Raw genomic sequence first — 24,294 nt, 5'->3', positions numbered from 1 at the left:
CAGAGAGAGGTGACACGAGTGACTCCCGCTGGCGGTACGACGGTGCAGGACAACGTGGCCCTCGCCGAGATCGAGCTGTGCGGCGAGCTGATCATCGCGGCATCGGCCGCGGTCGAGGAGCGCCTCAGCCAGGACCGGATCGACGAGGTGCTGATGGGGATCTGCTCCGGCTGATCCGCCGTGGGCCGGCCGATCGGCCGCCGGTCAGGTGCGCAGCAGCCGGGCGATCGCCTTCGTCGCTTCCTCGACCTTGGCGTCGATCTCCCCGCCGCCCTTGACGGCCGCGTCCGCGACGCAGTGCCGCAGGTGCTCCTCCAGCAGCTGGAGCGCGAAGGACTGCAGCGCCTTCGTGCTGGCCGAGACCTGGGTGAGTATGTCGATGCAGTAGACGTCCTCGTCGACCAGGCGCTGGAGTCCCCGGATCTGACCCTCGATCCGCCGCAGCCGCTTGAGGTGCTCGTCCTTCTGGTGGTGGTAGCCGTGCACCGCGCCGTGGGCCGTATCGGTGCCCGCTTCGGCTCCGGAGCCCTCCGCCTGGATGGCAGTCATGCGTCCTCCCGTGGTCCGGATCGAGGGGTGCATACCCCTCATGGGTATAGGGTACCGGCCCCCGGCCGCGGGGGCAGGGGCCCGTCGTCCTCACTCTGCCTGATGGAGGACACTCGGGAACGGCCGGTTAGCCGTGGCCGGAGGATGCGCCTAGCATCAGCCTGACCGAATCCAATGCACCCCGAGGACCTCACGTGCGATTTCGTCTGACCCCCAGGGAGACGAGCTTCTACGACATGTTCGCCGCATCCGCGGACAACATCGTCACGGGCTCGAAGCTCCTGATGGAACTGCTCGGAGCGGACTCCTCCGCCCGGGCCGAGATCGCGGAGCGGATGCGGGCGGCGGAGCACGCGGGGGATGACGCCACCCACGCGATCTTCCACCAGCTGAACTCCTCCTTCATCACGCCGTTCGACCGCGAGGACATCTACAACCTGGCGTCCTGCCTCGACGACATCATGGACTTCATGGAAGAGGCGGTCGACCTGGTCGTCCTCTACAACGTGGAGGAGCTCCCCAAGGGCGTCGAGCAGCAGATCGAGGTACTGGCGCGCGCGGCCGAGCTGACCGCCGAGGCCATGCCCCACCTGCGCACCATGGACAACCTCACCGAGTACTGGATCGAGGTCAACCGCCTCGAGAACCAGGCCGACCAGATCCACCGCAAGCTGCTCGCCCAGCTCTTCAACGGCAAGTACGACGCCATCGAGGTGCTGAAGCTCAAGCAGATCGTCGACGTGCTCGAAGAGGCGGCCGACGCGTTCGAGCACGTCGCGAACACGGTGGAGACCATCGCGGTCAAGGAGTCCTGAACCTCGTGGACACCTTCGCTCTGATCGTGACCATCGGTGTCGCGCTCGGTTTCACGTACACCAACGGTTTCCACGACTCGGCGAACGCGATCGCGACCTCGGTCTCGACCCGCGCGCTGACCCCGCGCGCCGCGCTCGCGATGGCCGCGGTGATGAACCTCGCCGGCGCGTTCCTCGGCAGCGGGGTCGCCAAGACGGTCAGCAAGGGGCTCATCGAGACGCCCCACGGGACCCGGGGGATGTGGATCCTCTTCTCGGCGCTGGTCGGCGCGATCGTCTGGAACCTGGTCACCTGGTACTTCGGTCTGCCGTCGTCCTCCTCCCACGCGCTGTTCGGCGGCATGGTGGGAGCGGCGCTCGCGGGCGGGATCGGCGTCATCTGGCACGGGGTGCTCGAGAAGGTCGTCATCCCGATGTTCCTCTCGCCCATCGTCGGCCTGATCGTGGGCTATCTGGTGATGGTCGCGATCATGTGGATGTTCCGCAGGTCCAACCCGCACAAGGCCAAGCGCGGCTTCCGGATCGCCCAGACCGTCTCGGCGGCCGCCATGGCCCTCGGCCACGGTCTCCAGGACGCCCAGAAGACCATGGGCATCGTGGTGATGGCCCTGGTCATCGCCGATGTCGAGAAGGCCGGCGACCCGATCCCCGTATGGGTCAAGGTCGCGTGTGCGGTCATGCTCTCGCTCGGCACGTACGCGGGTGGCTGGCGCATCATGCGCACCCTCGGCCGCAAGATCATCGAGCTGGACCCGCCGCAGGGCTTCGCCGCGGAGACCACGGGCGCCTCGATCATGTACACCGCGTCGTACCTGTACCAGGCGCCGATCTCCACCACCCACGTGATCACCTCGGCGATCATGGGTGTGGGCGCGACCAAGCGGGTCAACGCGGTCCGCTGGGGCGTCGCCAAGAACATCATCCTGGGCTGGTTCATCACCATGCCGGCCGCGGCCCTGGTCGCCGCGGTGAGCTTCTGGATCGTCGACCTGGCCCTCGGTTAGCCGTACGAGGTCCGGCGCGACGACCGGCTGCGAACGAAAGCGGGCCGGCTCCCCCCACCCAGGGGGAGCCGGCCCTTTCGCCTTGCGGTGGCACCGCCATGCAGCACCGCAGGACGTGTGGTGTCCGCCGCGGTCTAGCCGAAGCGGCCCGAGATGTAGTCCTCGGTCGCCTGGACGGACGGGTTCGAGAAGATCCGGTCCGTGTCGTCGATCTCGACGAGCTTGCCGGGCTGGCCGACCGCGGAGAGGTTGAAGAAGGCGGTGCGGTCCGAGACGCGGGCCGCCTGCTGCATGTTGTGCGTCACGATGACGATCGTGAAGCGCTCCTTGAGCTCGCCGATCAGGTCCTCGATGGCGAGGGTGGAGATCGGGTCGAGGGCCGAGCAGGGCTCGTCCATCAGGAGGACCTGGGGCTCGACCGCGATGGCGCGGGCGATGCACAGGCGCTGCTGCTGGCCGCCGGAGAGGCCGGAGCCCGGCTTGTTCAGGCGGTCCTTGACCTCGTTCCAGAGGTTGGCGCCCTGGAGGGACTTCTCCACGATGTCCGTGAGCTCGGACTTCTTGAAGTTGCCGTTCAGCCGCAGGCCCGCCGCCACGTTGTCGAAGATCGACATGGTGGGGAAGGGGTTCGGGCGCTGGAAGACCATGCCGACCGTGCGGCGGACCGCGACCGGGTCCACGCCGGGGCCGTAGAGGTTCTCGTCGTCCAGCAGCACCTTGCCCTCGACGCGGCCACCGGGGGTGACCTCGTGCATGCGGTTCAGGGTGCGCAGGAAGGTGGACTTGCCGCAGCCGGAGGGGCCGATGAAGGCCGTCACGGAGCGGGGTTCCACGGTCATCGAGATGTCGTCGATGGCCTTGTGGGTGCCGTAGAAGGCGGACAGTCCGCTGACGTCGATTCGCTTAGCCATGAGGGGTCACTTCGCTTTCAAGTAGTCGCGTCAGCGACCGGTCTTGGGAGCCTTCCAGCGGGCGATGCCGCGGGCCACCAGATTGAGGATCATGACGAAGGCGATCAGGACGAGCGCTGCGGCCCATGCCCGGTCGTAGGAGGCTTCACTGCCGACCTTGTACTGCTCCCAGATGTACAGGGGGAGCGAGGACTGGGCACCTTCGAAGGGGTTGTTGTTGATCAGCTGGGTACCGAAGACCAGCAGCATGATCGGTGCGGTCTCACCGGCGATGCGGGCGACGGCCAGCATCACACCGGTGGCGATGCCGCCGATGGCCGTGGGCAGCACGACCTTGAGGATCACGCGCCACTTCGGCACACCGAGGGCCAGGGCGGCCTCGCGCAGCTCGTTCGGGACGAGCTTGAGCATCTCCTCGGTGGAGCGGACCACGACGGGCATCATCAGGATCGACAGGGCCATCGAGCCGGCGAAGCCGGACGGGCCGAAGCCGAGCATCAGGTTCCACGTCGTCAGGATGAACAGACCGGCGACGATGGAGGGGATGCCCGTCATGACGTCGACGAAGAAGGTCACGGACTTGGCGAGCGAGCCCTGGCCGTACTCGACGAGGTAGACGGCGGTCAGCAGGCCGATGGGCGCCGCGATCGCGGTGGCGAGGGCGACCTGCTCGATGGTGCCGAGCAGCGCGTGGTACACGCCGCCGCCCGCTTCGAAGCTGGTCACGCCGTTCATGGAGTGGCCGAGGAAGTCCCCGTCGAGGACCTTCATGCCGCGGCTGATGGTGGTCCACAGCAGCGAGAGCAGCGGGACGAGGGCGAGGACGAAGCAGACCCAGACGACGGAGGTCGCGACCCGGTCCTTGGCCTGGCGGCGGTTCTCGATCAGCGAGCTGGCCGTGTACGTGATGACCACGAACAGGGCGGCGGCGAGGAGGCCCCACTGGATCCTGCTGTGGAGGCCGAGGAGGGCGCCGAGGGCGCAGCCGAGGGCGATCGAGAGGACCGCGATGGCGGACGGGGCCCAGCGGGGCAGGCTGCCCTGGGTCAGGCTGCTGGGGGCGGCGGACTTGCGGGCCCGGGTGGGGCGCTGGTCCTGGAGTGCGTGGCTCATCAGGCGTTCGCCCCCGAGAAGTCCTTGCGACGGGCGATGATCAGCCGGGCGGCGCCGTTGACCAGCAGGGTGAGCAGGAAGAGCACGAGACCGGAGGCGATCAGGGCGTCGCGGCCGAACTCGTTGGCCTCGTCGAACTTCGCGGCGATGTTCTGCGCGAACGTGCCGCCGCCCGGGTCCAGGATGTGGCCGGAGATCAGGAAGCTCGGGGAGAGGACGGTCGCGACGGCCATGGTCTCGCCCAGCGCGCGGCCGAGGCCGAGCATCGAGGCGGAGATGACTCCGGAGCGGCCGAAGGGCAGTACGGACATCCGGATGACTTCCCAGCGGGTCGCGCCGAGGGCCAGGGCGGCCTCCTCGTTCATGCGCGGGACCTGCAGGAAGACCTCACGGCTGACGCTGGTCACGATCGGCAGGATCATGATCGCGAGCAGGATGCCCACGGTGAAGAGCGAGCGCGCGACGCCGACCTGGGTCTTGTCGAAGACGTAGGTCCAGCCCATGTACTCGTCGAGCCAGGAGTTCAGGCCGCCGAGGTACGGGACGAGGAAGAGCGCGCCCCAGATGCCGTAGATGATCGACGGCACTGCGGCCAGCAGGTCGACCACGTAGGCGAGGGGAGCGGCCAGCTTGCGCGGCGCGTAGTGCGAGATGAAGAGGGCGATGCCGACAGCGATCGGAACCGCGATGAGCATCGCGATGATCGAGCTGACGACGGTGCCGAAGAGCAGGACGGCGATGCCGAAGACGGGGGGCCTGGCCGAGGCGTTCCAGTCGAACGTGGTGAGGAAGTTGCCCTCGTTGTCGGCCAGCGCGATGGAGGCGCGGTAGGTGAGGAAGGCGGCGATCGACGCCATGATCACCAGGAGCAGGATGCCGGAGCCCTTGGAGAGGCCGGCGAAGATCTTGTCACCGGCGCGGCCGGTGGACCTTCCGCTCTTGGCGACAGGCGGAGCCGTGTCTATCTGGGTGGGTGTGGTGGAAGCCATGATCTTTCCGGTCTGGATGGGGGGCAGGCCCCCTGGCGGCGGTGCACCGGATCCCCTGGGTGGAGGGGAGGGTCCCCGGGCCGGTCCGCCCCCCGGACGGGGGGAGCGGACCGGGAGTTCCGGGGCTCTGGATTAGCCGAGCTTCGCGATGACCTCGCGGACCTTGGCGTTGATCTCGGCCGGGATCGGGGCGTAGCCGTTCTCGGTGAGGATCTTCTGGCCCGCGTCGGACGCGGCGTAGTTCAGGAAGGACTTCACGGTCGGGAGCGTCTCGGCCTTGTTGCCCTTGTCGCAGACGACCTCGTACGTGACCAGGACGATCGGGTAGGCGCCCTCGGCCTTGGTGGTGTAGTCGAGCTTCAGCGCCAGGTCGGAACCGGTGCCGGAGATCTTGGCGGCGGCGATGGCCTTGGAGGCGTTCTCGCCGGTGGCCTTGACCGGGGCGGCGGCACCCGTGTTCACGTCGACCGTCTTGATGCTCTGCGACGTGGCGTAGGAGAGCTCGAAGTAGCCGATCGCGCCGTCGACGGCCTTGACCTGCGAGGCGACACCGGCGGAGCCGGACGCGGCCTGGCCACCCGGGGCCGGCCACTTCTTCGCGGCCTCGTACGTCCAGGCCTCGGGAGCGGCGGCCTTGAGGTACTTGCCGAGGTTCTCGGTGGTGCCCGAGTCCTCGGAGCGGTGGAACGCCTGGATGGCGGTGGAGGGAAGCGTGACGCCGGGGTTCAGCTTCTTGATCGCCTCGTCGTCCCACTTCTTGATCTTGTCGTTGAAGATCGCGGCGATGGTGGGGGCGTCCAGCGTCAGCTTGTCCACGCCGGCGACGTTGAAGCCGATGGCGATCGGGCCGCCGACCATCGGCAGGTCGATGCCCTGACCGCCGGTGCAGATCTTCTTCGACTCTTCGACGGCCTCGGGCTTCAGCGCGGAGTCCGAGCCGGCGAAGCCGACGGTGCCCTGGTTGAAGGCGACGATGCCCTCACCGGAGGAGGTGGACTTGTAGTTGACCTCGACGCCGGAGCAGGCGGCCATGTAGTTCTTGACCCACAGGTCGACCGCGTTCTTCTGCGCGGAGGAGCCGGAGGCGAGGAGCTTGCCCTTGGCGTCGTCGCACTTGATCTCACCGGCAGCGGCAGCGGAGGGCTTGCCCGAGGCGCCGCCGTCGGCCTTGGTGTTGTCGTCCGAGCCGCACGCCGTGAGAACCAGGGCACCGGACACGACAAGCGCCCCGAGGGCGGAGGCACGAAGCATGTTCTTGCGCTGAAGCTTCACTTTCGGGTGTTTCCTTCCAGAAGCCGCCGGCCGCTTTCTGTATCGGGGCGGCGTGCGAAGAGGACTACGTCGGTTGCCCGGGGGAACCGCCCGCCTTCGCGGCGACTCGCCCCTTGCCTCTACGAAGTTAGGCAGATCAGGTGAAGCGGCCGACCGGGGTAAGTGAACGGATGGTGAACCGTGGCGGACGGGGTGGTGTGTCCGGACGGAGTCACCGGCAGGCGTCATCTTCCGTTACCCCGCCGTTATCGCAGCGTGACCCCGCGCCTCAGGCCGCGGCGTGGCTGGATTCCGGCTGCCAGATGTGGTGAAAGGTGGTCCGGGAGGCCTCGACCTCGTGGCGCTGGTCCGCGTGCAGGACGCCCAGCGCGTAGGCCGTGGCCGGGGCGATACGGGGGGTGCGCGCGGCCGTGGCCGACGCGGCGGCGGCCTCCGCGGCGTCCCGGTGGCGGTCCAGGGCCTCGCCGGCCACGGCCAGCCGGGCCACGTCCTCGCCCAGCGCCTCGCGGGCGTAGCGGTGTACCCGCAGGAGGCGGCGCACCTCGTTCCACGGGCCGTCGTGGTCCGCGTTGTACGGGTGGGAGGGGCGCGGGGAGGGGAGCGAGGCCACCGCGGCCGACAGTCGGGATTCGGCCACCGCTGCCAGCGGGGTCAGCACGTCGTCCACCCGGCCCCGGGCCGCGATCGCGTCCAGCGGGACCTCGGAGGCCAGGACCGCCACCGCGTCCGCGACCGCGTGGAAGCGGGCGGAGCCCAGCGCCTGGAGGGTCGCCGAGTGGGCCCGGGTGCGCGACAGGGTCAGCTGCCGCTCCAGCAGGGCGCCCGCCCGCGCCGAGCCCACGGTCAGGGAACCCGCGGCGGCCCGCGGCGCCGGGACCTCCGGGGTACCCGTGAGCCGGTGCAGGGCGTCCATCAGCCGGGCCAGCCGGGCGGCGTACGCGTGCTCGTCGGCCAGCGTCGAGGAGAGCCAGACCAGCTCGGTGCGCAGCGAGTCGGCCCAGGCGGAGTCGGCGACCGCCCGGAAGGTGGCCAGTGAGGACGAGATCCGGCGCGCCGCCCCCCGCAGGCTGCGCGCCGCCTCGCTGCCCTCGGCGGCGTCGGCCCCGCTTTCCTCGTGCAGGCGCAGCCCGCGAAGGAAAGCGGTGGCCTGCGCACGCAGGTACGTACCGAGTACGTCGCCTGCCATCAGGTCATGGTTTGGCTGAGCCACGCCGGCGCCTCCGGGCGTCTATGAGCATCTCCTGTACGTGCCGCAGCGGCTGGCCCTCGCCGTCCGTGCTGTGCCGGGTCCATTCGCCGTCCGGGCCCAGGTGCCAGGAGGAGGTGGCGTCGGACATCCCGGTCTCCAGCAGCCGGTCCAGAGCCGCGCGGTGGGCCGGGTCGGCGACCCTGACCAGTGCCTCGATACGGCGGTCGAGGTTGCGGTGCATCATGTCGGCGCTGCCGATGTACACCTCGGGTTCGCCGCCGTTGCCGAAGGCGAAGACCCGGGAGTGCTCCAGGAAGCGGCCGAGGATCGAACGGACCCGGATGTTCTCCGAGAGCCCGGTGACCCCGGGGCGGATCGCGCAGATGCCGCGGACCCAGATGTCGATGGGCACGCCCGCCTGCGAGGCCCGGTAGAGCGAGTCGATGAGCGCCTCGTCGACGATCGAGTTCATCTTGAGGCGCACGTACGCGGGGCGGCCGGCCCGGTGGTGGGCGGCCTCCTTGTCGATCCGGGAGATCAGGCCGTCGCGCAGCGAGCGCGGGGCCACCAGCAGCCGGCGGTAGGTCTCGCGGCGCGAGTAGCCGGACAGCCGGTTGAAGAGGTCGGAGAGGTCCGCGCCGACCTGGGAGTCGGCGGTGAGCAGGCCGAGGTCCTCGTAGAGCCGTGCCGTCTTGGGGTGGTAGTTGCCGGTGCCGACGTGGGAGTAGCGGCGCAGCGTGTCGCCCTCCTGGCGGACGACGAGCGACAGCTTGCAGTGGGTCTTGAGGCCGACGAGGCCGTAGACGACGTGGCAGCCGGACTCCTCCAGCTTGCGCGCCCACTTGATGTTGGCCTGCTCGTCGAAGCGGGCCTTGATCTCGACGAGTACGAGGACCTGCTTGCCGGATTCGGCGGCGTCGATCAGGGCGTCCACGATCGGGGAGTCGCCGGAGGTCCGGTACAGCGTCTGCTTGATCGCCAGGACGTCCGGGTCGGCGGCGGCCTGCTCCAGGAAGGCCTGCACCGAGGTGGAGAAGGAGTCGTACGGGTGGTGCAGCAGCACGTCCCGTTCGCGCAGCGCGGCGAAGATGTCGGGCGCGGACGCGGACTCGACCTCGGCGAGGTCGCGGTGCGTGCCGGCGACGAACTTCGGGAACTTCAGCTCGGGGCGGTCGAGGGACGCGATCCCGAAGAGGGCCGTCAGGTCCAGCGGGCCGGGGAGCGGGTACACCTCGGACGGGTTGACCTTCAGCTCCTGCACGAGGAGGTCCAGGACGCCGGGGTCGATGGACTCCTCGACCTCCAGGCGCACCGGCGGGCCGAAGCGGCGCCGCATGAGCTCCTTCTCCAGGGCCTGCAGGAGGTTCTCGGCGTCGTCCTCCTCGACCTCCAGGTCCTCGTTGCGGGTCACGCGGAACATGTGGTGCGCGAGCACCTCCATGCCGGGGAACAGCTCCTCCAGGTGCGCGGCGATGACGTCCTCCAGCGGGACGTAGCGCTGCGGGGAGGCCTCCAGGAAGCGGGAGAGGAGCGGCGGGACCTTGACGCGCGCGAAGTGGCGGTGGCCGCTGACCGGATTGCGTACGACCACGGCCAGGTTCAGGGAGAGGCCGGAGATGTACGGGAACGGGTGCGCGGGGTCCACGGCCAGGGGGGTGAGCACCGGGAAGATCTGGTTGCGGAACAGGGTGAAGAGGCGCGCCTGCTCCTTCTCGGTGAGGTCGGGCCACCGGATGAGGTGGACGCCCTCCTCGGCGAGCTGCGGGGAGATGTCCTGCTGGAAGCAGGCGGCGTGGCGGGCCATGAGCTCGCGCGAGCGGGTCCAGATGAGGTCGAGGACCTCACGGGGCTGCAGGCCCGAGGCCGAACGGGTGGCGACGCCGGTCGCGATGCGGCGCTTGAGGCCGGCGACGCGGACCATGAAGAACTCGTCGAGGTTGCTCGCGAAGATCGCCAGGAAGTTCGCCCGCTCCAGGAGGGGCGTCGTCGGGTCCTCGGCGAGCTCCAGCACCCGCTCGTTGAAGGCGAGCCAGCTGCGCTCCCGGTCGAGGAAGCGGCCCGCGGGCAGCTCACCGGTGTCCTTTTCGTCGTAGGCGTCCAGGTCCGCGTCGAGATCCGGTTCCAGATCGACGTGCGGGCGGTGGGCGGCTATGGAGCCCAGGCGCGCGTGGGCGCCGGTCGCCGCGCGCGCGGCGACGGCTTCCGGGGACGCGGCGGCCGCGGCTGCCGCGGCGGAGACGTCCGCGGCGGTGGGCGCCGACGGGGACGCGAACTTGTGCGGCGGCTGCTGGGCGGGGACGTCGGTGGGGCCTGCGCTGGGCTTGTGGCTCATGACTCCATTCTTCCGCGCACGCGGCAGGACAGGCGCGTCGGACGTGTCGGCCGTCAGTCGGAGTCTGGGCTGCATTCGCTCAGCTTCGCGAGCGTGCATTAATGCCTGGTTAATGGCATGTGGCTTCCGGGGGCCGAGCGTGCGGCTGCGCCGTGCGGGTGGCTGCGCCGTTCAGGTGGCCGCGCCGGGCGGGTGCGGGGGCCCGGGCTGCGCCCAGGAGCCCGGGGGCTGCGCCCGGGCTCCTGGGGCTCCGCCCAGACCCCGCGCCTCAAACGCCGGCGGGGCTGGGTTTGGCTCTGCCCCGGCAGGGCCCTCGGGTCAGCTTTCCGTGCGGTACATCAGGTCGACCTCGTGGGTGGTGAAGCCGAGGGCTTCGTAGACGGCCAGGGCCGCCGGGTTGTCCGCGTCCACGTAGAGCATCGCCGTGGGCAGGCCCGTCGCGGCCAGGTGGCGCAGGCCGATCGCCGTGAGGGCTTTGCCGAGGCCGCCGCCCTGCGCGCCCGGGAGCACGCCGACCACGTAGACCTCGCCGAGCTGCTGTTCGGCGTGCACCTTCGTCCAGTGGAAGCCGACGAGTTCGCCGTCGCGCTCGGCGAGGAAGAAGCCCTTGGCGTCGAACCAGGGCTGCGCGATGCGGTCGTTCAGGTCCCGCTGGGTGAGCGCGCCCTGCTCGGGGTGGTGGGCGAAGGCGGCGGCGTTGGCGGCCAGCCAGGCGGCGTCGTCCGCGCCGGGCACGAAGGTCCGTACGGTCACGTCCGCGGGCAGGACCGGCTCCGGCAGCGGGGCGGCATCCGGGCCGAGCGGGCGGCGCAGCTGGCGCAGTTCGCGGAACAGGGTCAGGCCGAGGACCTGCGCGAGGTGGCGGGCCGCGGACTTGCCGCCGTGCGCCCACACCCGGATCCGCTTGCCGGAGGCCGCCAGCAGGGCGGTGCCCAGCGCCCGGCCGTGGCCGCGTCCGCGCATCGAGGGGTGGACGACCAGTTCGGCCGCGGGGGCCTCCACCGGGTCGGTGTCCTCCAGTTGCCCGTACGCGGCGAGGCGCCCCTTCTCGGTGAGCAGGAAGTGCCGGATTCCCTCGCGCGGGCCGCCGCGCAGCTGGAGGCGGCCCTGCTCGGAGACGGCGGTGGTGCCGTCGGTGCGGGCCGCGTCCTCAATCAGCTCGAGGACGGAGTCGGCCTGTTCCTCCGTCAGTTCGTCGAGGGTCTCGATCCGGCGTCCCGGCTCCAGGGCCGCTGCTGCGTCGTCGTCAGTCATGGGGCGAGCCTACGACCACGGCGGGAGCCTGTCCGGGTACGGCCGCGGTGGCCTTCCCGGCCGGGGTGCGCGGGCCGTCGCGGCGGGGGTGTGATGCACGTCGCGGCCGGGGCGGCGCGGCGCCGCCGGAGCGGGCGGGACGGCCGGCCGTCGCCCGCGTGTAACCAGCTCGATACCCGGTACCCCCTGTCGCGCTACGCGCGTTGACTCTAGGCTTCGGCAGACCTCCCAAGTTGTATCGCTGTCCACAAAGGGGACTAAATGTCAGCGACGCCACAACGGCACCGCCGAGCCCGCCGGTTGACCTTCACCGCCCTCGCCGTCACGACGGCCGCCGGTGCGATGGTCGCCGCCGCCCTTCCGGCCGGAGCCGCGAGTGGTGGCGGTTACGGCCATGACCACGGCCGCACCGTCGACGTGCAGATGCTGTCGTTCAACGACCTCCACGGCACCCTGGAGCCCCCGCAGGGCTCCTCGGGCAACGTGACCGAGCGTCAGGCCGACGGCACCACCAAAGCCATACCCGCGGGCGGTGTCGAGTACCTCGCGACCGCACTGCGCGAGGCCCGCAAGGGCCACCGGTACTCCGTCACCGCGGCGGCCGGCGACATGATCGGCGCCAGCCCGATGGTGTCCGGCCTCTTCCACGACGAGCCGACCGTCGAGGCGCTCAACGACCTCGACCTGGACGTCTCCAGCGTCGGCAACCACGAGTTCGACGAGGGCAAGACCGAGCTGCGCCGCATGCAGTTCGGTGGCTGCCACCCGGTCGAGGGCTGCTTCGAGAAGGGCGAGACCTTCGAGGGCGCGGACTTCAAGTACCTCGCGGCGAACGTCGTCGAGGAGAAGACGAAGCGCCCGATGCTCGACCCCACCTTCGTCTGGAAGAAGGGGGACGTGAAGATCGGCTTCATCGGCGTCACCCTGGAGGGCACGCCCGACGTCGTGACCGCCGACGGGGTCAAGGGCCTCAAGTTCGGCGACGAGGTCGAGACGATCAACAAGTACGCCGAGAAGCTGAACAAGCAGGGCGTGAAGTCGATCGTGGCGCTGATCCACGAGGGCGGCCTGCCCGCGAGCGGCGCCTACAACTACGACTGCAACGTGCCGGGCGCCGGCGCCGGCATCTCCGGTGCCATCGTCGACATCGCGAAGAACGTGACGCCGAAGGTCGACGCCCTGGTCACCGGCCACACGCACCAGGCGTACGCGTGCAACATCCCCGACCCGGCGGGCAACCCGCGCACGGTCACCTCGGCCGCCTCCTACGGCCGGCTGTTCACGGACACCACGCTGACGTACGACCGCAAGACCAAGGACATCGTCCGTACGCCGGTCAGCGCGCCCAAGCCGGTCCAGAAGGTCGTCACCCGTGACGTGCCCAAGGCCCCGGACCTGACCGCGCTGATCCAGCGCTGGAACGCGCTGGCCGCGCCGATCGCGAACCGTCCGATGGGCTACATCTCCGCCGACATCCCGGGCCGCGGCTCGGAGGCGTACGAGAAGCCGCTCGGCGACGTGATCGCCGACGCGCAGCTGGAGGCCCTGGCCCCGGCGGCGAAGGGCGGCGCGCAGATCGCCATCATGAACCCGGGCGGCATCCGCGCCGACCTCGCCTACAAGGCGGCGGGCGCCGAGGGCGACGGTGTCGTGACCTACGGGGAGTCGTACACGGTCCAGCCGTTCACCAACATGATGAACGTCGTCGACCTGACCGGCGCCCAGCTGGTCACCGCGCTCCAGCAGCAGGTCAGCGGTCCGGTCAACGGCCCGAACCCGAAGATCCTGCAGATCTCCAAGGGTCTGACCTACACCCTGGACACCACCAAGGCGGGCGCCGAGCGCATCGTCGTGGACTCGGTGAAGCTGAACGGCGCGGCGATCGACCCCGCCAAGACCTACCGGGTCGCGATGAACGAGTTCCTCGCGGGCGGCGGTGACGGTTTCACCGTCCTGAAGGAGCACAAGAACAAGCTGGTCGGCGCGTCCGACCTGGACTGCTTCAACGCCTACCTGGCCGCGCACTCCTCGGCCGCCGCTCCGCTGGCCCCGCCGGCCGCGGACCGGATCAAGGTCGTCAAGTAGTCACCCCGTAGTACCTCAGTACCTCAGTACCTCAGTACCTCAGTACCTCAGTACCTCAGTACCTCAGTACCTCAGTACCTCCGCGGTACCCCTGAGGGGCGGTGGGCCGGTCGGCCCGCCGCCCCTTCGGCGTTCCTGGTGCCCGACGCGGTCCTAGTGGGCGGCGAGGAAGGTGCGGACGGCCCCGGCGAAGCCCTCGGGGTCCTGGAAGGGCACGAAGTGCTCGGTGTCGAGTCCGACGTACGAGGTTCCGGGGCGGCGGGCGACCATCGCGTCGGCCAGCTCCTGGGGGAGTACGTCGCTGCGCAGGCCGTGGATGAGCAGGGCCGGGCAGTCGCTGGCGAGCCACACGTCCCAGCGCGAGCCGTCGCCTTCGGCGAGGGTGGCCAAGGTGGCCTGCGGGTGGAACGGCAGCCGCCAGCCGGAGTCCTCGGGCAGCGGGCGCAGGAACGGTGCGACCCCCTCGCCGAGCGGGCCGAGGGCGGCGACGAGCTCCTCGCGGCTCGGCGCGGTGTACGGGAGGGTGTGCAGGAAGTCCCAGAAGGACGGGCCGTCCTCGCGCGGGGTCTCCACGGGGGCGTCGACGTTGATCAGGACGGACACCAGGTCCGGCCGGGCGGCTGCCAGGTGGTAGGCGTTGATCCCGCCGAGGGAGAAGCCGAGGACGGGCACCGGGCCGCCGAGGTCCAGGTGCTCGAGCAGGGCGGCGGCGTCGCTCACGTAGCCCTCGCGGCTGTACTCGTCGGCCAGGGCCGAGTCGCCGTGGCCGCGCTGGTCGGGGGCGATGACCCGCCATGCGTCGCCGAGGGCGGCGGCCAGGCCGGTGAAGTGCGCGCCCTCGGAGAGGCCGCCGTGGAGGGCGAGCAGCGGGCGGCCGGCGCCGCCGAAGTCCAGGTAGGACAGGGTGCGGTCGTCGATCTTCAGCTCGTGGCGCATGGCGTTGCTCTCCCCTGTGTGCTGCTGCTGGTCGGTGGGCCTGGCTTCAGCCTGCCAGGATTTGGGCAAGCGCGCAATACGTTCGTGTAGCGCGCTTGCCCAAAAATCTGGCGCGGATACGATCCCGTCATGGGAAATCGCGAGGACCTGCTGGCCGGAGCCCGGCGCTGCCTGGAGGAGAAGGGGTACCTCCGCACGACCGTCCGGGACATCGCCTCGGCGTCGAAGGTGAGCATGGCCGCGATCGGCTACCACTTCGGCTCCCGCGAGGTGCTGCTCAACCAGGCGCTCTTCGCCGCCATGGACGAGTGGGCCGCGGGCTCCGGCAGGCTCATGGGCCAGGGCGAGACCGCCCGCGAGCGCTACGCCGACACCTGGGACCGCAAGATCCGGGACTTCGGCGACATGAGCTGGCTCTGGACCGCCTCCGTCGAGGCCTTCGTCGCCGCGCAGTCCTCGCCCGAGCTGCTCGCGATCCTGGCCGAGGGGCAGCGGCGCAACCGCCGCATGGTGGCCGCGCAGCTGCGCGGGGTGCCGCAGGAGGAGGTCACCGAGGAGGACGTGCGGTCCCTCGGGTCGGTGCACATCGCCCTGCTGACCGGGGTGATGGTGCAGTGCCTGACCGACCCGGAGAGCGCGCCCGACGGCCGCGAGATCGCCCAAGGGCTGCGCGCGCTCGCGGAGTTGCTCGAGAACTGAAATCTACCCGTGGGTAGTAATGACGGGCTCCGCGCGCCATAATCCCGCCACCACTGGGTCGGCAAAGGGGCGGGCATGGGCGTGGACGCGTTTACCGGTACGGATGTTGATGCGGGTGCCGCAACGGGTGCCGATCCGGGCGCCGGTACGGGTTCAAGCGGCGGGTTCGGCCGGCGCGGATTCCTCGCCGGGGCCGCGGCCGTCGCGGCCGGCGTGGCCCTGGGGGCGGGGGCCGGCACGGCGTCGGCGTCCGCGCAGGCGCTGTCGACCCGGGACTGGATGTCAGGACTCGGCGACTCCACCGCCCTGCAGCGGATGACCATCCCCGGCACCCACGACTCCGGCGCCACCCGCGGCGGGCTCTACGTCGCCTGCCAGAACACCTCCATCGCCGAACAGCTCGACTCCGGCATCCGCTTCCTCGACGTCCGCTGCCGGGTGACCGGCGGATCCTTCGCCATCCACCACGGCGCGTACTACCAGAACCTGATGTTCGGCGACGTGCTCGCCGCCTGCTGGAACTTCCTCGCCGCGCACCCCTCCGAGACCGTCCTGATGAGGCTCAAGCAGGAGTACTCCGAGGAGAGCGACGCCACCTTCCGCGCCGTCTTCGACGACTACCTCGACCACCGGGGCTGGCGGCCGCTGTTCAAGATCGCCGACGCGCTGCCCACCCTCGGGCAGACCCGCGGGAAGGTGCTCCTGCTCCCCGACAACGGCGGCCTGCCCGGCGGCCTGCGCTACGGCGACGGCAACGTCTTCGACATCCAGGACGACTACATGGCCGAGCCCTTCGCCAAGCGGGGGAAGATCGAGAACCAGTTCCGCAAGGCCGTGTCCCAGCCCGGCAGGTTCTTCATGAACTACACCAGCACGGCCGCGGCCCTGCCGCCCCGCTGGAACTCCGACCGCCTCAACCCGCAGGTGCACTCCTTCGTCGACGGCGGGGAACTGGCCGGCCGCACCGGGCTCGGAATCGTCCCGATGGACTTCCCCAACACCCGCTCCGGCCTGGTCGCCTCATTGATCCGGCACAACTGACGGCCGCGCCGCGGGCGGCGGCGGGGTCGGGGCGCCCGGGATGTGGAGGACCGCCTCCGTGCCCGGGCCCCCGTCCGCCGGGGCGCGGAGTTCGGCCGTGCCGCCCGCGCGCAGCACCGTACGGGCCACGATCGACAGGCCGAGGCCGCTGCCGGGCAGGGCGCGGGCCGAGGGGGAGCGCCAGAACCGCTCGAAGACGTGCGGGAGGTCGTCGGCCGGGATGCCCGGGCCGTGGTCCCGTACGGTCAGCTCGCCCGCCCGCAGCGACACCGAGACGGCGCCTCCCGGCGGGCTGAACTTCACCGCGTTGTCCAGGACGTTGACCACCGCGCGCTCCAGGGCCGCCGCCTCACCGCGTACGTACCAGGGCGCCAGGTCCGAGGCGAACTCCAGCTCCGGACCGCGCAGCCGCGCCCGGGACAGGGCCGCGCCCGCGATCTCGTGCAGGGCCACCACGCCCAGCGGGCCGGGCGAGGCCGCGTCCGGGCGCGAGAGCTCCTGCAGGTCGCCGATGAGCGAGGCCAGTTCCGTCATCTGCGCCTTGACCGAGGCCAGCAGCTCCTTGCGGTCCTCGGGCGGGATGGCCCGGCCGGTCTCCTCGCTGCGCGCGAGCAGCTCGATGTTGGTGCGCAGCGAGGTGAGCGGGGTGCGCAGCTCGTGGCCGGCGTCCGCGATCAGCTGGGCCTGGCGCTCCTGGGAGGAGGCGAGCGCGGCCGTCATCGAGTTGAAGGAGCGCGACAGCCGGGCGATCTCGTCGTCGCCCTCGTCGGGGATGCGGACGGTCAGGTCCTCGGTGCGGGCGATGTGCTCCACGGCGCCGGTCAGTTCGTCGACCGGGCGCAGCCCCGTACGGGCCACCCACAGGCCGGCGGCTCCGGCGCCGACGACTCCGACGCCGCAGACGAAGAGCAGTACCCAGGCCAGCGTGGACAGCGGTTCGGTGACGTCCGAGAGGGGCTTGGCCACCGAGATGGCCGCGTTCTGCACGTTCGGCCCGGAGGACAGTTCCACGGGCTGGGTGTAGACGCGTACGGGCGTGCCGTCCGTGGTCTTCCCGTCGTACAGGATCGCCCCGCGCACCCCCTTGGCCACCTGGAGGTCGTAGTCGGTGACCGGGAGGGTGTTCTTCCCGTCCACCCAGCAGCGGCCGCCCGTCGGCAGCACGATCTGCACCTGCGCGCTCAGGTTGTTCTCGAAGGGGCCGGGCACCTTCTCCGGGCATCCGAGCCGGTTCAGCGTCTGGCTCGCCTGGGCGCGGGCGTTGGTGGAGCGCAGCGAACTGTTCAGCTGCTCGTTCAGCTGCGTGCGGACCATGAACCAGCTGACCCCGGCCACGGCCGCCACGGCGACCGCCACCGCGACCGTGACCAGCAGGGCGAGGCGCGAGCGCAGCGGGAGGGCCCGGAATCTGGCGGTGGGGCTCACTCCGGACCGCTCTCGCCGGCACGCAGTACGTAACCCACCCCGCGCACGGTGTGCACGACGCGGGGCTCGCCCCCGGCCTCGGTCTTGCGGCGCAGGTACATCACGTACACGTCCAGGGAGTTGGAGCTGGGCTCGAAGTCGAAGCCCCACACGGTCTTGAGGATCTGCTCGCGGGTCAGGACCTGGCGCGGGTGCGCGAGGAACATCTCCAGCAGGGTGAACTCGGTACGGGTCAGCTCCACCGGGCGTCCGGCACGGGTGACTTCGCGGGTGGCGAGGTCCATGCGCAGGTCGCCGAAGGTCAGGGCGTCGGCGTCCGCGGCGTTGCCGCTCCCGGCGGAGGGGGCGGCGTAGGAGCTGCGGCGCAGCAGCGCGCGGACCCGCGCGAACAGCTCGTCCAGCTCGAACGGTTTGACCAGGTAGTCGTCGGCGCCCGCGTCGAGGCCGGTGACGCGGTCGCCGACCGTGTCGCGGGCGGTCAGCATCAGGACCGGCGTGGTGCTGCCGGCGGCACGCAGCCTGCGGGCCGCCGTCAGACCGTCCATGCGGGGCATCTGGATGTCCAGGATGATCAGGTCCGGTGCGTACGAGGCCGCCTTGTCGAGGGCGTCGAGCCCGTCGACGGCGGTCTGCGCGCCGTACCCCTCGAACGCCAGGCTGCGGCGCAGGGCCTCGCGTACGGCCGGTTCGTCGTCGACGACGAGGATGCGCTGCTGGTCGCCTTCGGCGCTCATGTCGGTCCCCCAGGGGTGGTGATCGGTCTCCTACCAGGCTCGCACGGGCGGGCTAGAAGGAGGTCCCGAAACCGTTGGTGCCGCCGTTGCCGTTGCCGCCGTTGCTGCCCCCGTTGTCGCTGCCGCCCGCGCCGCCGGAGCCGCCCTTGCGGAGGGAGGGCAGGTCGGCCTTGATGGTGTTGACCGGGATCGCGAACCCGAGGCCGACGCTGCCGGCGGAACCGCTGCCGCTGGAGGGGGAGTAGATCGCGGAGGGCATGCCCACGATCTCGCCGTTCATGTTGACGAGGGCGCCGCCGGAGTTGCCGGGGTTGAGGGAGGCGTCCGTCTGGATGGCCTTGTACGAGGTGGTGTCGTTGCCGGTGTTCCCGTTGAACTGCTGCCCGCCGTAGGAGAACGGGAAGCCGCCCTGCGGGGACTGCTGCCGCTCGGACTTCGGGACGTTCACCTCGCGGTTCAGCGCGGAGACGATGCCGCTGGTGACCGTGCCGGTGAGGCGGTCGGGGGAGCCGATGGCGACGACCTCGTCGCCGACCTTGACCTTGTCGGAGTCGCCGAGCTTGGCGGGGGTGAGGCCGCTCGCCCCTTCGAGCTTGATGAGGGCGAGGTCCTTGTCCGGGTCCGTGCCGACGATCTTCGCGCTGTACTTCTTGCCGTCGCTCATCGTCACCTGGATCTTGGAGGCGCCGTCGATCACGTGGTTGTTGGTGACGATCTCGCCGTCGGCGGTGATGACCACGCCGGAGCCGGTGCCGGTGCCGGAGGAGGTGCTGGTGTCGATGCGGACGACGGAGGGGCTGACGGCTTCGGCGACGCCGGAGACGGTGCCGGTGTTCGACTGGGAGATGGTGCTGCCGTTGACGCCGGTGCCGGTGGTGCCGCCGTTGCTCAGGAACTGCTGCACGGCGGCGGCCGTCCCGCCGCCGACGACCGCGGCGGCGAGGGCGACGGCGGTGAGGAGGGCGACGGGGCGCTTGGCCCGGGCGTGGCCGGGCCCCTGCGGGGCGGCGGCGGGGGCGTCGCCCCAGGTGGCCCAGCCGCTGCCGCCGGCTCCGCCTGCGCTCGGGGGAACGGTCTCGCCCTGGATGACCTGCGGTACGTGGGCCTCGTGCCAGCCCGGGGCGGTGGCCGGGGCGGCCGGGGGGTAGGCGGGCGGCGGCGGGTACGCGGCCGCCTCCTGCGCGAGCCGGTCACGACCGCGCTGCCAGTCCTCGCCGAAGGGGGCGGGGTGCTGGGGGCGGTTCTCCTGGGGGTACTCGCCTTCGCGGCGGAAGCTCTCGGTCATGGATACGACTGTGTCCGCGGATCATGAGAGCTTCCTGAGTCCCCGCTGAGAAGCCCGACAGAACCGTGTATGCCCGATATAAACCCGCGCCCTGCTTGCCCGGCTGCCCGGTGTGCCCGGCGGTCCTGGCGGACCCGGCTAGGCCGCTGCGCGGGGCAAGCTCCCCTACCCGCCCTTTGCCCGATCCCCGGGCGCGGGCCCGGACCCGCGCCTCAAACGCCGGCGGGGCTGGATGTGGCCGGCGTCGGCCTGCATTTGCACGCCGGGGGCTGCAAAATCCAGCCTCTCCGGCGTTTGAGGAGCGGGGGTCCGGGGGTCGGCCCCCGGCAGCGGCGCCGCAGACGGCGACGGGATTCGGGGTCCGGGGCGGAGCCACGGGGAACGGGCGAAGGGTGGGTAGGGGACTTGCTCCCGCAGGGCCGGGTAGCCGCACCCGCCCACCGGGCCCCGCCGGGACGGCGGTGGCGACACCCCCGAACGGGCACCGCCGGACGGAGTTCGGCGCAGCGGCACGAAGCCCGGGAAGCGCGCCAGCGCTGAGCGGTGCGAGAGCCGCGTCAAAAAGGAATCAGCGGCAGCCGCAGGAGCGGCGGATCACCAGCGCCGAGGGGAACTGCTTCAGGCGTTCGCGGCGCGAGCCGGCCACCCGCAGGGAGTCGTCCAGGACGAGGTCCACCGCCGCGCGGGCCATCGCCGGCCGGTCCGATGCGACGGTGGTCAGCGGCGGGTCCGTCAGGGCCGCTTCCTTGACGTCGTCGAAGCCGGCCACGGCCAGGTCCCCGGGGACGTCGATGCGCAGCTCGCGAGCGGCGCGCAGCACGCCGATCGCCTGGTCGTCGGTGGCGCAGAAGATCGCCGTCGGCCGGTCGGGCCGGGCCAGGACCTCCAGGGCGACCTTGTACGCGTCGTAGCGGTTGTACGGGGCCTCGATGATCCGGCCCTCGGTCGAGCGCCCGGACTCCTGCATGGCCCGCCGCCAGCCCTCGACGTGGTCGGCGACCGGGTCGCCCACGGAGGGGGTGTTCTCGATGCCGCCGATGCAGGCGACGTACTCGTGCCCGTGCTCCAGCAGGTGGCGGGTGGCGAGCTGTGCGCCGCCGATGTCGTCGGTGACGACCGCGACGTCGTCGATGGCCTCGGGGCGCTCGTGGAGCAGGACCACCCGGGCGTCCCAGGCCTCGATCTCGCTGGCGGCCTGCTCGCTCATGCCCTGGCTGACCAGGATCAGGCCGGAGACCCGCATCCCGAGGAAGGCCCGCAGGTAGTGGACCTCGCGCTCGGTGCGGTAGTCGGAGTTCCCGACCAGCACCATCTTTCCGCGCTCGGCGGCGGCCTGTTCGACCGCGTGCGCCATCTCCGCGAAGAACGGCTGGCGGGCATCGGGGACGATCATGCCTATGAGGTCGGTGCGCCGTGAGGCCATCGCCTGCGCGACCCGGTCCGGGCGGTAGCCCAGATCCTTGATCGCGGCGAGGACACGCTCGCGCGTGGCCGGGGCAACCGGCCGGGGTCCGTTGTTGATGACGTAGCTCACGACGGCGGTAGAAGTACCCGCAAGTCGTGCCACGTCATCCCGCGTCACCTTGGCCACGCGCGGAAGTCTACGCGGGGTGACCTACCTCTGGGCAGGGCGTCCGGAGGAGGTCCTTCCCACAGGCTCCCTAGTCCATCCGGGTGAGTGCCGCGGCGGCCTGCGACGCGGCCTCCGCCGCCGCCTTCGTGGCCGCCTGCGCCGCCGCTTCCGCGGCCGCCCGCTCCACCTTCTCCGGAGTGACGAAGCGGTACCCGACGTTGCGGACGGTGCCGATCAGCGACTCGTGCTCGGGCCCGAGTTTCGCGCGAAGGCGCCGTACGTGCACGTCGACGGTCCGCGTGCCGCCGAAGTAGTCGTAGCCCCAGACCTCCTGCAGCAGCTGCGCACGGGTGAAAACCCGGCCCGGGTGCTGCGCGAGGTACTTCAGGAGCTCGAACTCCTTGAAGGTGAGGTCGAGGACCCGGCCCTTGAGCTTCGCCGAGTACGTCGCCTCGTCGACCGACAGGTCGCCGTTGCGGATCTCCATGGGGGAGTCGTCCGAGCCGAGCTGCTGGCGGCCGGTGGCCAGGCGCAGCCGCGCCTCGACCTCGGCCGGTCCCGCGGTGTCGAGGAGGACGTCGTCGATGCCCCAGTCGGCGGTGACGGCCGCGAGGCCGCCCTCGGTGACGACGAGGATCAGCGGGCAGCCCGGTCCGGTGGAGCGGAGGAGCTGGCACAGCGACCGCACCTGCGGCAGGTCGCGGCGCCCGTCCACGAGGATGACGTCGGCACCCGGGGTGTCGACGAGGGCGGGGCCCTCGGCGGGGGCCACCCGGACGTTGTGGAGCAGCAGGCCGAGTGCGGGCAGCACCTCGGTCGACGGCTGCAGGGCATTGGTCAGGAGCAGGAGAGAGCTCATGCCCGACCACCCGCCCCGGTCGGGGGGTGGGGTGCGTGCGCGTACGCACGCGGGGTTCGCTGGTCCATCACGTCGGTTCCTCCTCGGTCCCGTCGAGGACTTTCGCGGCACTGCTTCGTACGACTTGCCTGGTGTCCGCCCGGTCCCCGCGCCCTGAGGTCCGGATGGATACCACTGTTCTCGGTTCGTTCAACGTGCTGAAAGCACAAAAGGACCCGGGGGCTACGTTGCCCGGATCCTCTCGCCGCCAGAATAGCCCACCGCCCCCGGCCGGGCCGAGGCTTCGGAGGCGGGCTCTTCTGTGGTTCGCACCACCCCCGCGACCTGCTTATGCGCCGGTTTCACCGGATCGGTGGACCGCTCGCGGGCCGCTCGGGTGCACGCGGGGCGCGCGGAGGCACGCCGGGATCGGGGGCGCGAGGGTTCATGATGGAGGCCGACGGCAGAGCGCCGACGAGAGGAGCGTGCAGTGGCAACCGGAACCATCCGCTACTGGGCGGCGGCCAAGGCCGCGGCCAAGACGGCGGAGGAGCCGTACTCGGCGCGGACACTGGCCGAGGCGCTCGACGCCGTGCGGGAACGCCACCCCGGTGAACTCACCCGGGTCCTGCTGCGCTGCTCCTTCCTCGTGAACGAAGAACCGGTGGGCAAGCGCCCGCACGATTCCGTCGAGCTGACCGAGGGGGGCACCGTCGAGGTGCTCCCGCCGTTCGCGGGCGGGTGAGCGGAGTCCGATGAGCACGCCCGAGGAACAGCAACAGCAGCAACAGCAGCTCTACCAGCAGCAGCAGCAAGCGCAGCAGCATCAGTACGAGCAGCAGCACCAGCAGTACCAGCAGTACGAGGAGCAGCCGGTCCCCTCGGACCCGTACGGGACCCAGACCTGGCAGTCCTCGACGTGGGACACCTCGTACCAGCCGGTCCAGAGCCCGCTCGACGGCGTCCCGGCGCAGTACCCGGACCCGTACGCGGCCCCGCAGGCGCCCGCCCACCAGCAGACGGCCGCGCCGGACCACTGGTTCCGCGAGGAGCCCCCGGCGCAGGCCCAGGCCCAGCCCCTCGCGCAGCCCCAGGCCCCGGCCGCCGGGCAGGGATGGGGCGAGGACGCGTACGCCGCCTCCTACCCCGGCCCGATGGACCCGCCGCAGCCGGTGCGCCAGACGGTCGCGCCGGACCACTGGTTCCGCGAGGAGCCGCCGGCGCAGGCCCAGCCCCAGGCCGCGCAGCCGTACGCCGCCCGGCCCGGGGCCGCGCAGCCGCAGCCCCCGGAGTGGGTGGACTCGACCGCCTACCTCCCGGCGCAGGCGGCCGACCCGGTGGCTCCGGTCCCGGCCGAGGTCCTGGCGCCGGTCCCGGGGGCACCCGGCGGGGAGGCCGGGGAGGAGCCCGCCTACTCCCCGCCCACGCTCGCGGGCAACACACTGCGCGCCGTGGACCCCGCCCAGGCCCGCGCCGAAGGCCGCTCGCCGATCATCGACCCCGGTCCGCAGGCCGCCATACTGACCGCCGCCCTCGGGCTGGTCATCGCCGCGGCCGCGGCCCTCGGCAAGCTCGCGCTGCTCGCGCCGCTGGTCGCCCTCCAGGGGCTCACCGCGGCCGGCTGGTTCCGGCTGAACGGCATGTGGCCGGCCCGCCAGGGCATCGCGCTGGCCTTCGCCGGAGCCGTCGTCGCCGACGTGGCCGTGCTCGCGGTGGACGAGGCGTACGGGCCCGGTGCGATCGTCGGCACGCTCGGCGCCTGGGTACTGCTCACGCTGGTGCTCCAGCTGCGCAGCCAGGCCGATCCGGACGAGCGGATGTACGGGCTGATGGCCTCGGTGGCCTCGGCCGCGCTCGCCATCGTCTGTGCCGGCTACCTGGCGGCGGGTTCCGCCGCCGCGAGCGTGGGAGCGGCCGCCGTGGCGGTGGCCGTCTTCGCCCGCGCGCTGCCGCTGCCCACCGCGCCCTCGGTCGGCGTCTCGCTGGCCGCCGCGGCCGGTACGGGCATCGCGGTCGGCGGGCTGACGTCCGTCGGGGCGGGCGGTGCGCTGATCGGCCTGGCGGCCGGGGTGTGCGCGCTGATCGGGCTGCGCGTGGCGGCGTACGACTACCCGTCGAAGTTCGTCCACATGACGGCCGGTGTCGCGCTGCCGCTGGCCGCGTCGGCCCCGGCGGTCTACCTGATCGGCCGGGTGGTGGGCTGAGGCCCCGCGCCCCGCACCCGCACCCGCACCCCGTGCCCACCCCCCT

22 protein-coding genes are annotated in these 24,294 nt (G+C 71.4%); 8 read left to right on the top strand and 14 right to left on the bottom strand.

The features are described 5' to 3' along the window. The first annotated feature begins 18 nt into the window (after window positions 1-18). On the top strand, window positions 19-174 hold the full coding sequence (locus ACWGDE_RS01275; RefSeq protein ID WP_453386880.1) for a hypothetical protein: 156 nt from the start codon (window positions 19-21) through the stop codon (window positions 172-174). Between the two features lie 30 nt (window positions 175-204). Here ACWGDE_RS01275 and ACWGDE_RS01270 read toward each other — a convergent pair whose 3' ends face one another. Beyond that, window positions 205-549 (bottom strand): metal-sensitive transcriptional regulator, encoded by a 345-nt coding sequence (locus ACWGDE_RS01270; RefSeq protein WP_453386867.1) that lies wholly within the window; start codon window positions 547-549, stop codon window positions 205-207. A 194-nt stretch (window positions 550-743) separates the two neighbouring features. On the opposite strand from ACWGDE_RS01270, the gene ACWGDE_RS01265 reads away from it, so the two are divergent. Together ACWGDE_RS01265 and ACWGDE_RS01260 are read left to right on the top strand one after the other, a co-directional pair. Then, complete coding sequence (locus ACWGDE_RS01265; protein ID WP_365924998.1) at window positions 744-1,364, top strand: DUF47 domain-containing protein; 621 nt, start codon at window positions 744-746, stop codon at window positions 1,362-1,364. Between the two features lie 5 nt (window positions 1,365-1,369). Further along, window positions 1,370-2,368, top strand: coding sequence for an anion permease (locus ACWGDE_RS01260; protein ID WP_453386866.1), 999 nt, complete (start codon window positions 1,370-1,372; stop codon window positions 2,366-2,368). Window positions 2,369-2,502: 134 nt separating this feature from the next. Here ACWGDE_RS01260 and pstB read toward each other — a convergent pair whose 3' ends face one another. From pstB to mshD, 7 genes are all read right to left on the bottom strand, one after another. Next, window positions 2,503-3,279 carry a phosphate ABC transporter ATP-binding protein PstB gene (pstB, locus tag ACWGDE_RS01255; RefSeq protein WP_453386865.1) on the bottom strand — a complete coding sequence of 259 codons (777 nt, stop codon included), beginning with the start codon at window positions 3,277-3,279 and terminating at the stop codon, window positions 2,503-2,505. 30 nt (window positions 3,280-3,309) lie between these two features. Next, window positions 3,310-4,392: a phosphate ABC transporter permease PstA gene (gene pstA, locus ACWGDE_RS01250; RefSeq protein WP_453386864.1), complete on the bottom strand. Its 1,083-nt coding sequence runs from the start codon at window positions 4,390-4,392 to the stop codon at window positions 3,310-3,312. Beyond that, complete coding sequence (gene pstC, locus ACWGDE_RS01245; protein WP_453386863.1) at window positions 4,392-5,381, bottom strand: phosphate ABC transporter permease subunit PstC; 990 nt, start codon at window positions 5,379-5,381, stop codon at window positions 4,392-4,394. Before pstC ends, pstA begins: the two co-directional genes overlap by 1 nt. 132 nt (window positions 5,382-5,513) lie before the next feature. After that, window positions 5,514-6,653: a phosphate ABC transporter substrate-binding protein PstS gene (gene pstS / locus ACWGDE_RS01240; protein ID WP_453386862.1), complete on the bottom strand. Its 1,140-nt coding sequence runs from the start codon at window positions 6,651-6,653 to the stop codon at window positions 5,514-5,516. Between the two features lie 268 nt (window positions 6,654-6,921). Beyond that, window positions 6,922-7,839, bottom strand: coding sequence for a CHAD domain-containing protein (locus tag ACWGDE_RS01235; protein WP_453386861.1), 918 nt, complete (start codon window positions 7,837-7,839; stop codon window positions 6,922-6,924). Between the two features lie 4 nt (window positions 7,840-7,843). Next, window positions 7,844-10,174 (bottom strand): RNA degradosome polyphosphate kinase, encoded by a 2,331-nt coding sequence (locus tag ACWGDE_RS01230; protein ID WP_453386860.1) that lies wholly within the window; start codon window positions 10,172-10,174, stop codon window positions 7,844-7,846. A gap of 318 nt (window positions 10,175-10,492) precedes the next feature. After that, a complete protein-coding gene (mshD, locus tag ACWGDE_RS01225) occupies window positions 10,493-11,428 on the bottom strand; it encodes a mycothiol synthase (RefSeq protein WP_453386859.1) in 936 nt (311 codons plus the stop codon). A 261-nt stretch (window positions 11,429-11,689) separates the two neighbouring features. On the opposite strand from mshD, the gene ACWGDE_RS01220 reads away from it, so the two are divergent. Further along, window positions 11,690-13,513, top strand: coding sequence for a bifunctional metallophosphatase/5'-nucleotidase (locus tag ACWGDE_RS01220; RefSeq protein ID WP_453386858.1), 1,824 nt, complete (start codon window positions 11,690-11,692; stop codon window positions 13,511-13,513). A gap of 153 nt (window positions 13,514-13,666) precedes the next feature. On the opposite strand, the gene ACWGDE_RS01215 is transcribed toward ACWGDE_RS01220, so the two are convergent. Beyond that, window positions 13,667-14,449, bottom strand: coding sequence for an alpha/beta fold hydrolase (locus ACWGDE_RS01215; RefSeq protein ID WP_453386857.1), 783 nt, complete (start codon window positions 14,447-14,449; stop codon window positions 13,667-13,669). Between the two features lie 129 nt (window positions 14,450-14,578). On the opposite strand from ACWGDE_RS01215, the gene ACWGDE_RS01210 reads away from it, so the two are divergent. Then, a complete protein-coding gene (locus ACWGDE_RS01210) occupies window positions 14,579-15,148 on the top strand; it encodes a TetR/AcrR family transcriptional regulator (protein WP_453386856.1) in 570 nt (189 codons plus the stop codon). Between the two features lie 75 nt (window positions 15,149-15,223). Further along, the gene (locus tag ACWGDE_RS01205; protein ID WP_453386855.1) at window positions 15,224-16,189 is read left to right on the top strand and encodes a phosphatidylinositol-specific phospholipase C; all 966 of its coding nucleotides are present in this window, start codon (window positions 15,224-15,226) and stop codon (window positions 16,187-16,189) included. Here ACWGDE_RS01205 and ACWGDE_RS01200 read toward each other — a convergent pair. The 5 genes from ACWGDE_RS01200 to ACWGDE_RS01180 form a co-directional block, all read right to left on the bottom strand. Further along, window positions 16,169-17,614, bottom strand: coding sequence for a sensor histidine kinase (locus ACWGDE_RS01200; RefSeq protein ID WP_453386854.1), 1,446 nt, complete (start codon window positions 17,612-17,614; stop codon window positions 16,169-16,171). The genes ACWGDE_RS01205 and ACWGDE_RS01200 overlap by 21 nt on opposite strands. Further along, window positions 17,611-18,348, bottom strand: coding sequence for a response regulator transcription factor (locus ACWGDE_RS01195; RefSeq protein WP_453386853.1), 738 nt, complete (start codon window positions 18,346-18,348; stop codon window positions 17,611-17,613). The genes ACWGDE_RS01200 and ACWGDE_RS01195 overlap by 4 nt, the downstream gene beginning before the upstream one ends. A gap of 52 nt (window positions 18,349-18,400) precedes the next feature. Next, a complete protein-coding gene (locus ACWGDE_RS01190) occupies window positions 18,401-19,633 on the bottom strand; it encodes a S1C family serine protease (RefSeq protein ID WP_453386852.1) in 1,233 nt (410 codons plus the stop codon). 568 nt (window positions 19,634-20,201) lie between these two features. Next, complete coding sequence (locus ACWGDE_RS01185) at window positions 20,202-21,224, bottom strand: LacI family DNA-binding transcriptional regulator (RefSeq protein WP_453386851.1); 1,023 nt, start codon at window positions 21,222-21,224, stop codon at window positions 20,202-20,204. Window positions 21,225-21,294: 70 nt separating this feature from the next. Further along, window positions 21,295-22,065 carry a response regulator transcription factor gene (locus ACWGDE_RS01180; protein ID WP_453386850.1) on the bottom strand — a complete coding sequence of 257 codons (771 nt, stop codon included), beginning with the start codon at window positions 22,063-22,065 and terminating at the stop codon, window positions 21,295-21,297. Between the two features lie 469 nt (window positions 22,066-22,534). Here ACWGDE_RS01180 and ACWGDE_RS01175 point away from each other — a divergent pair, with 469 nt between their 5' ends. Both ACWGDE_RS01175 and ACWGDE_RS01170 read left to right on the top strand, forming a co-directional pair. Then, window positions 22,535-22,789 carry a MoaD/ThiS family protein gene (locus tag ACWGDE_RS01175; RefSeq protein WP_112449116.1) on the top strand — a complete coding sequence of 85 codons (255 nt, stop codon included), beginning with the start codon at window positions 22,535-22,537 and terminating at the stop codon, window positions 22,787-22,789. 10 nt (window positions 22,790-22,799) lie between these two features. Continuing rightward, a complete protein-coding gene (locus ACWGDE_RS01170) occupies window positions 22,800-24,248 on the top strand; it encodes a hypothetical protein (RefSeq protein WP_453386849.1) in 1,449 nt (482 codons plus the stop codon). Window positions 24,249-24,294: the final 46 nt, after the last annotated feature.

It is taken from the genome of Streptomyces sp. NPDC054956 (assembly GCF_053609185.1).
Note: the sequence above shows the minus strand (reverse complement) of the source record. Positions and strands in the feature narration are given on the sequence as shown.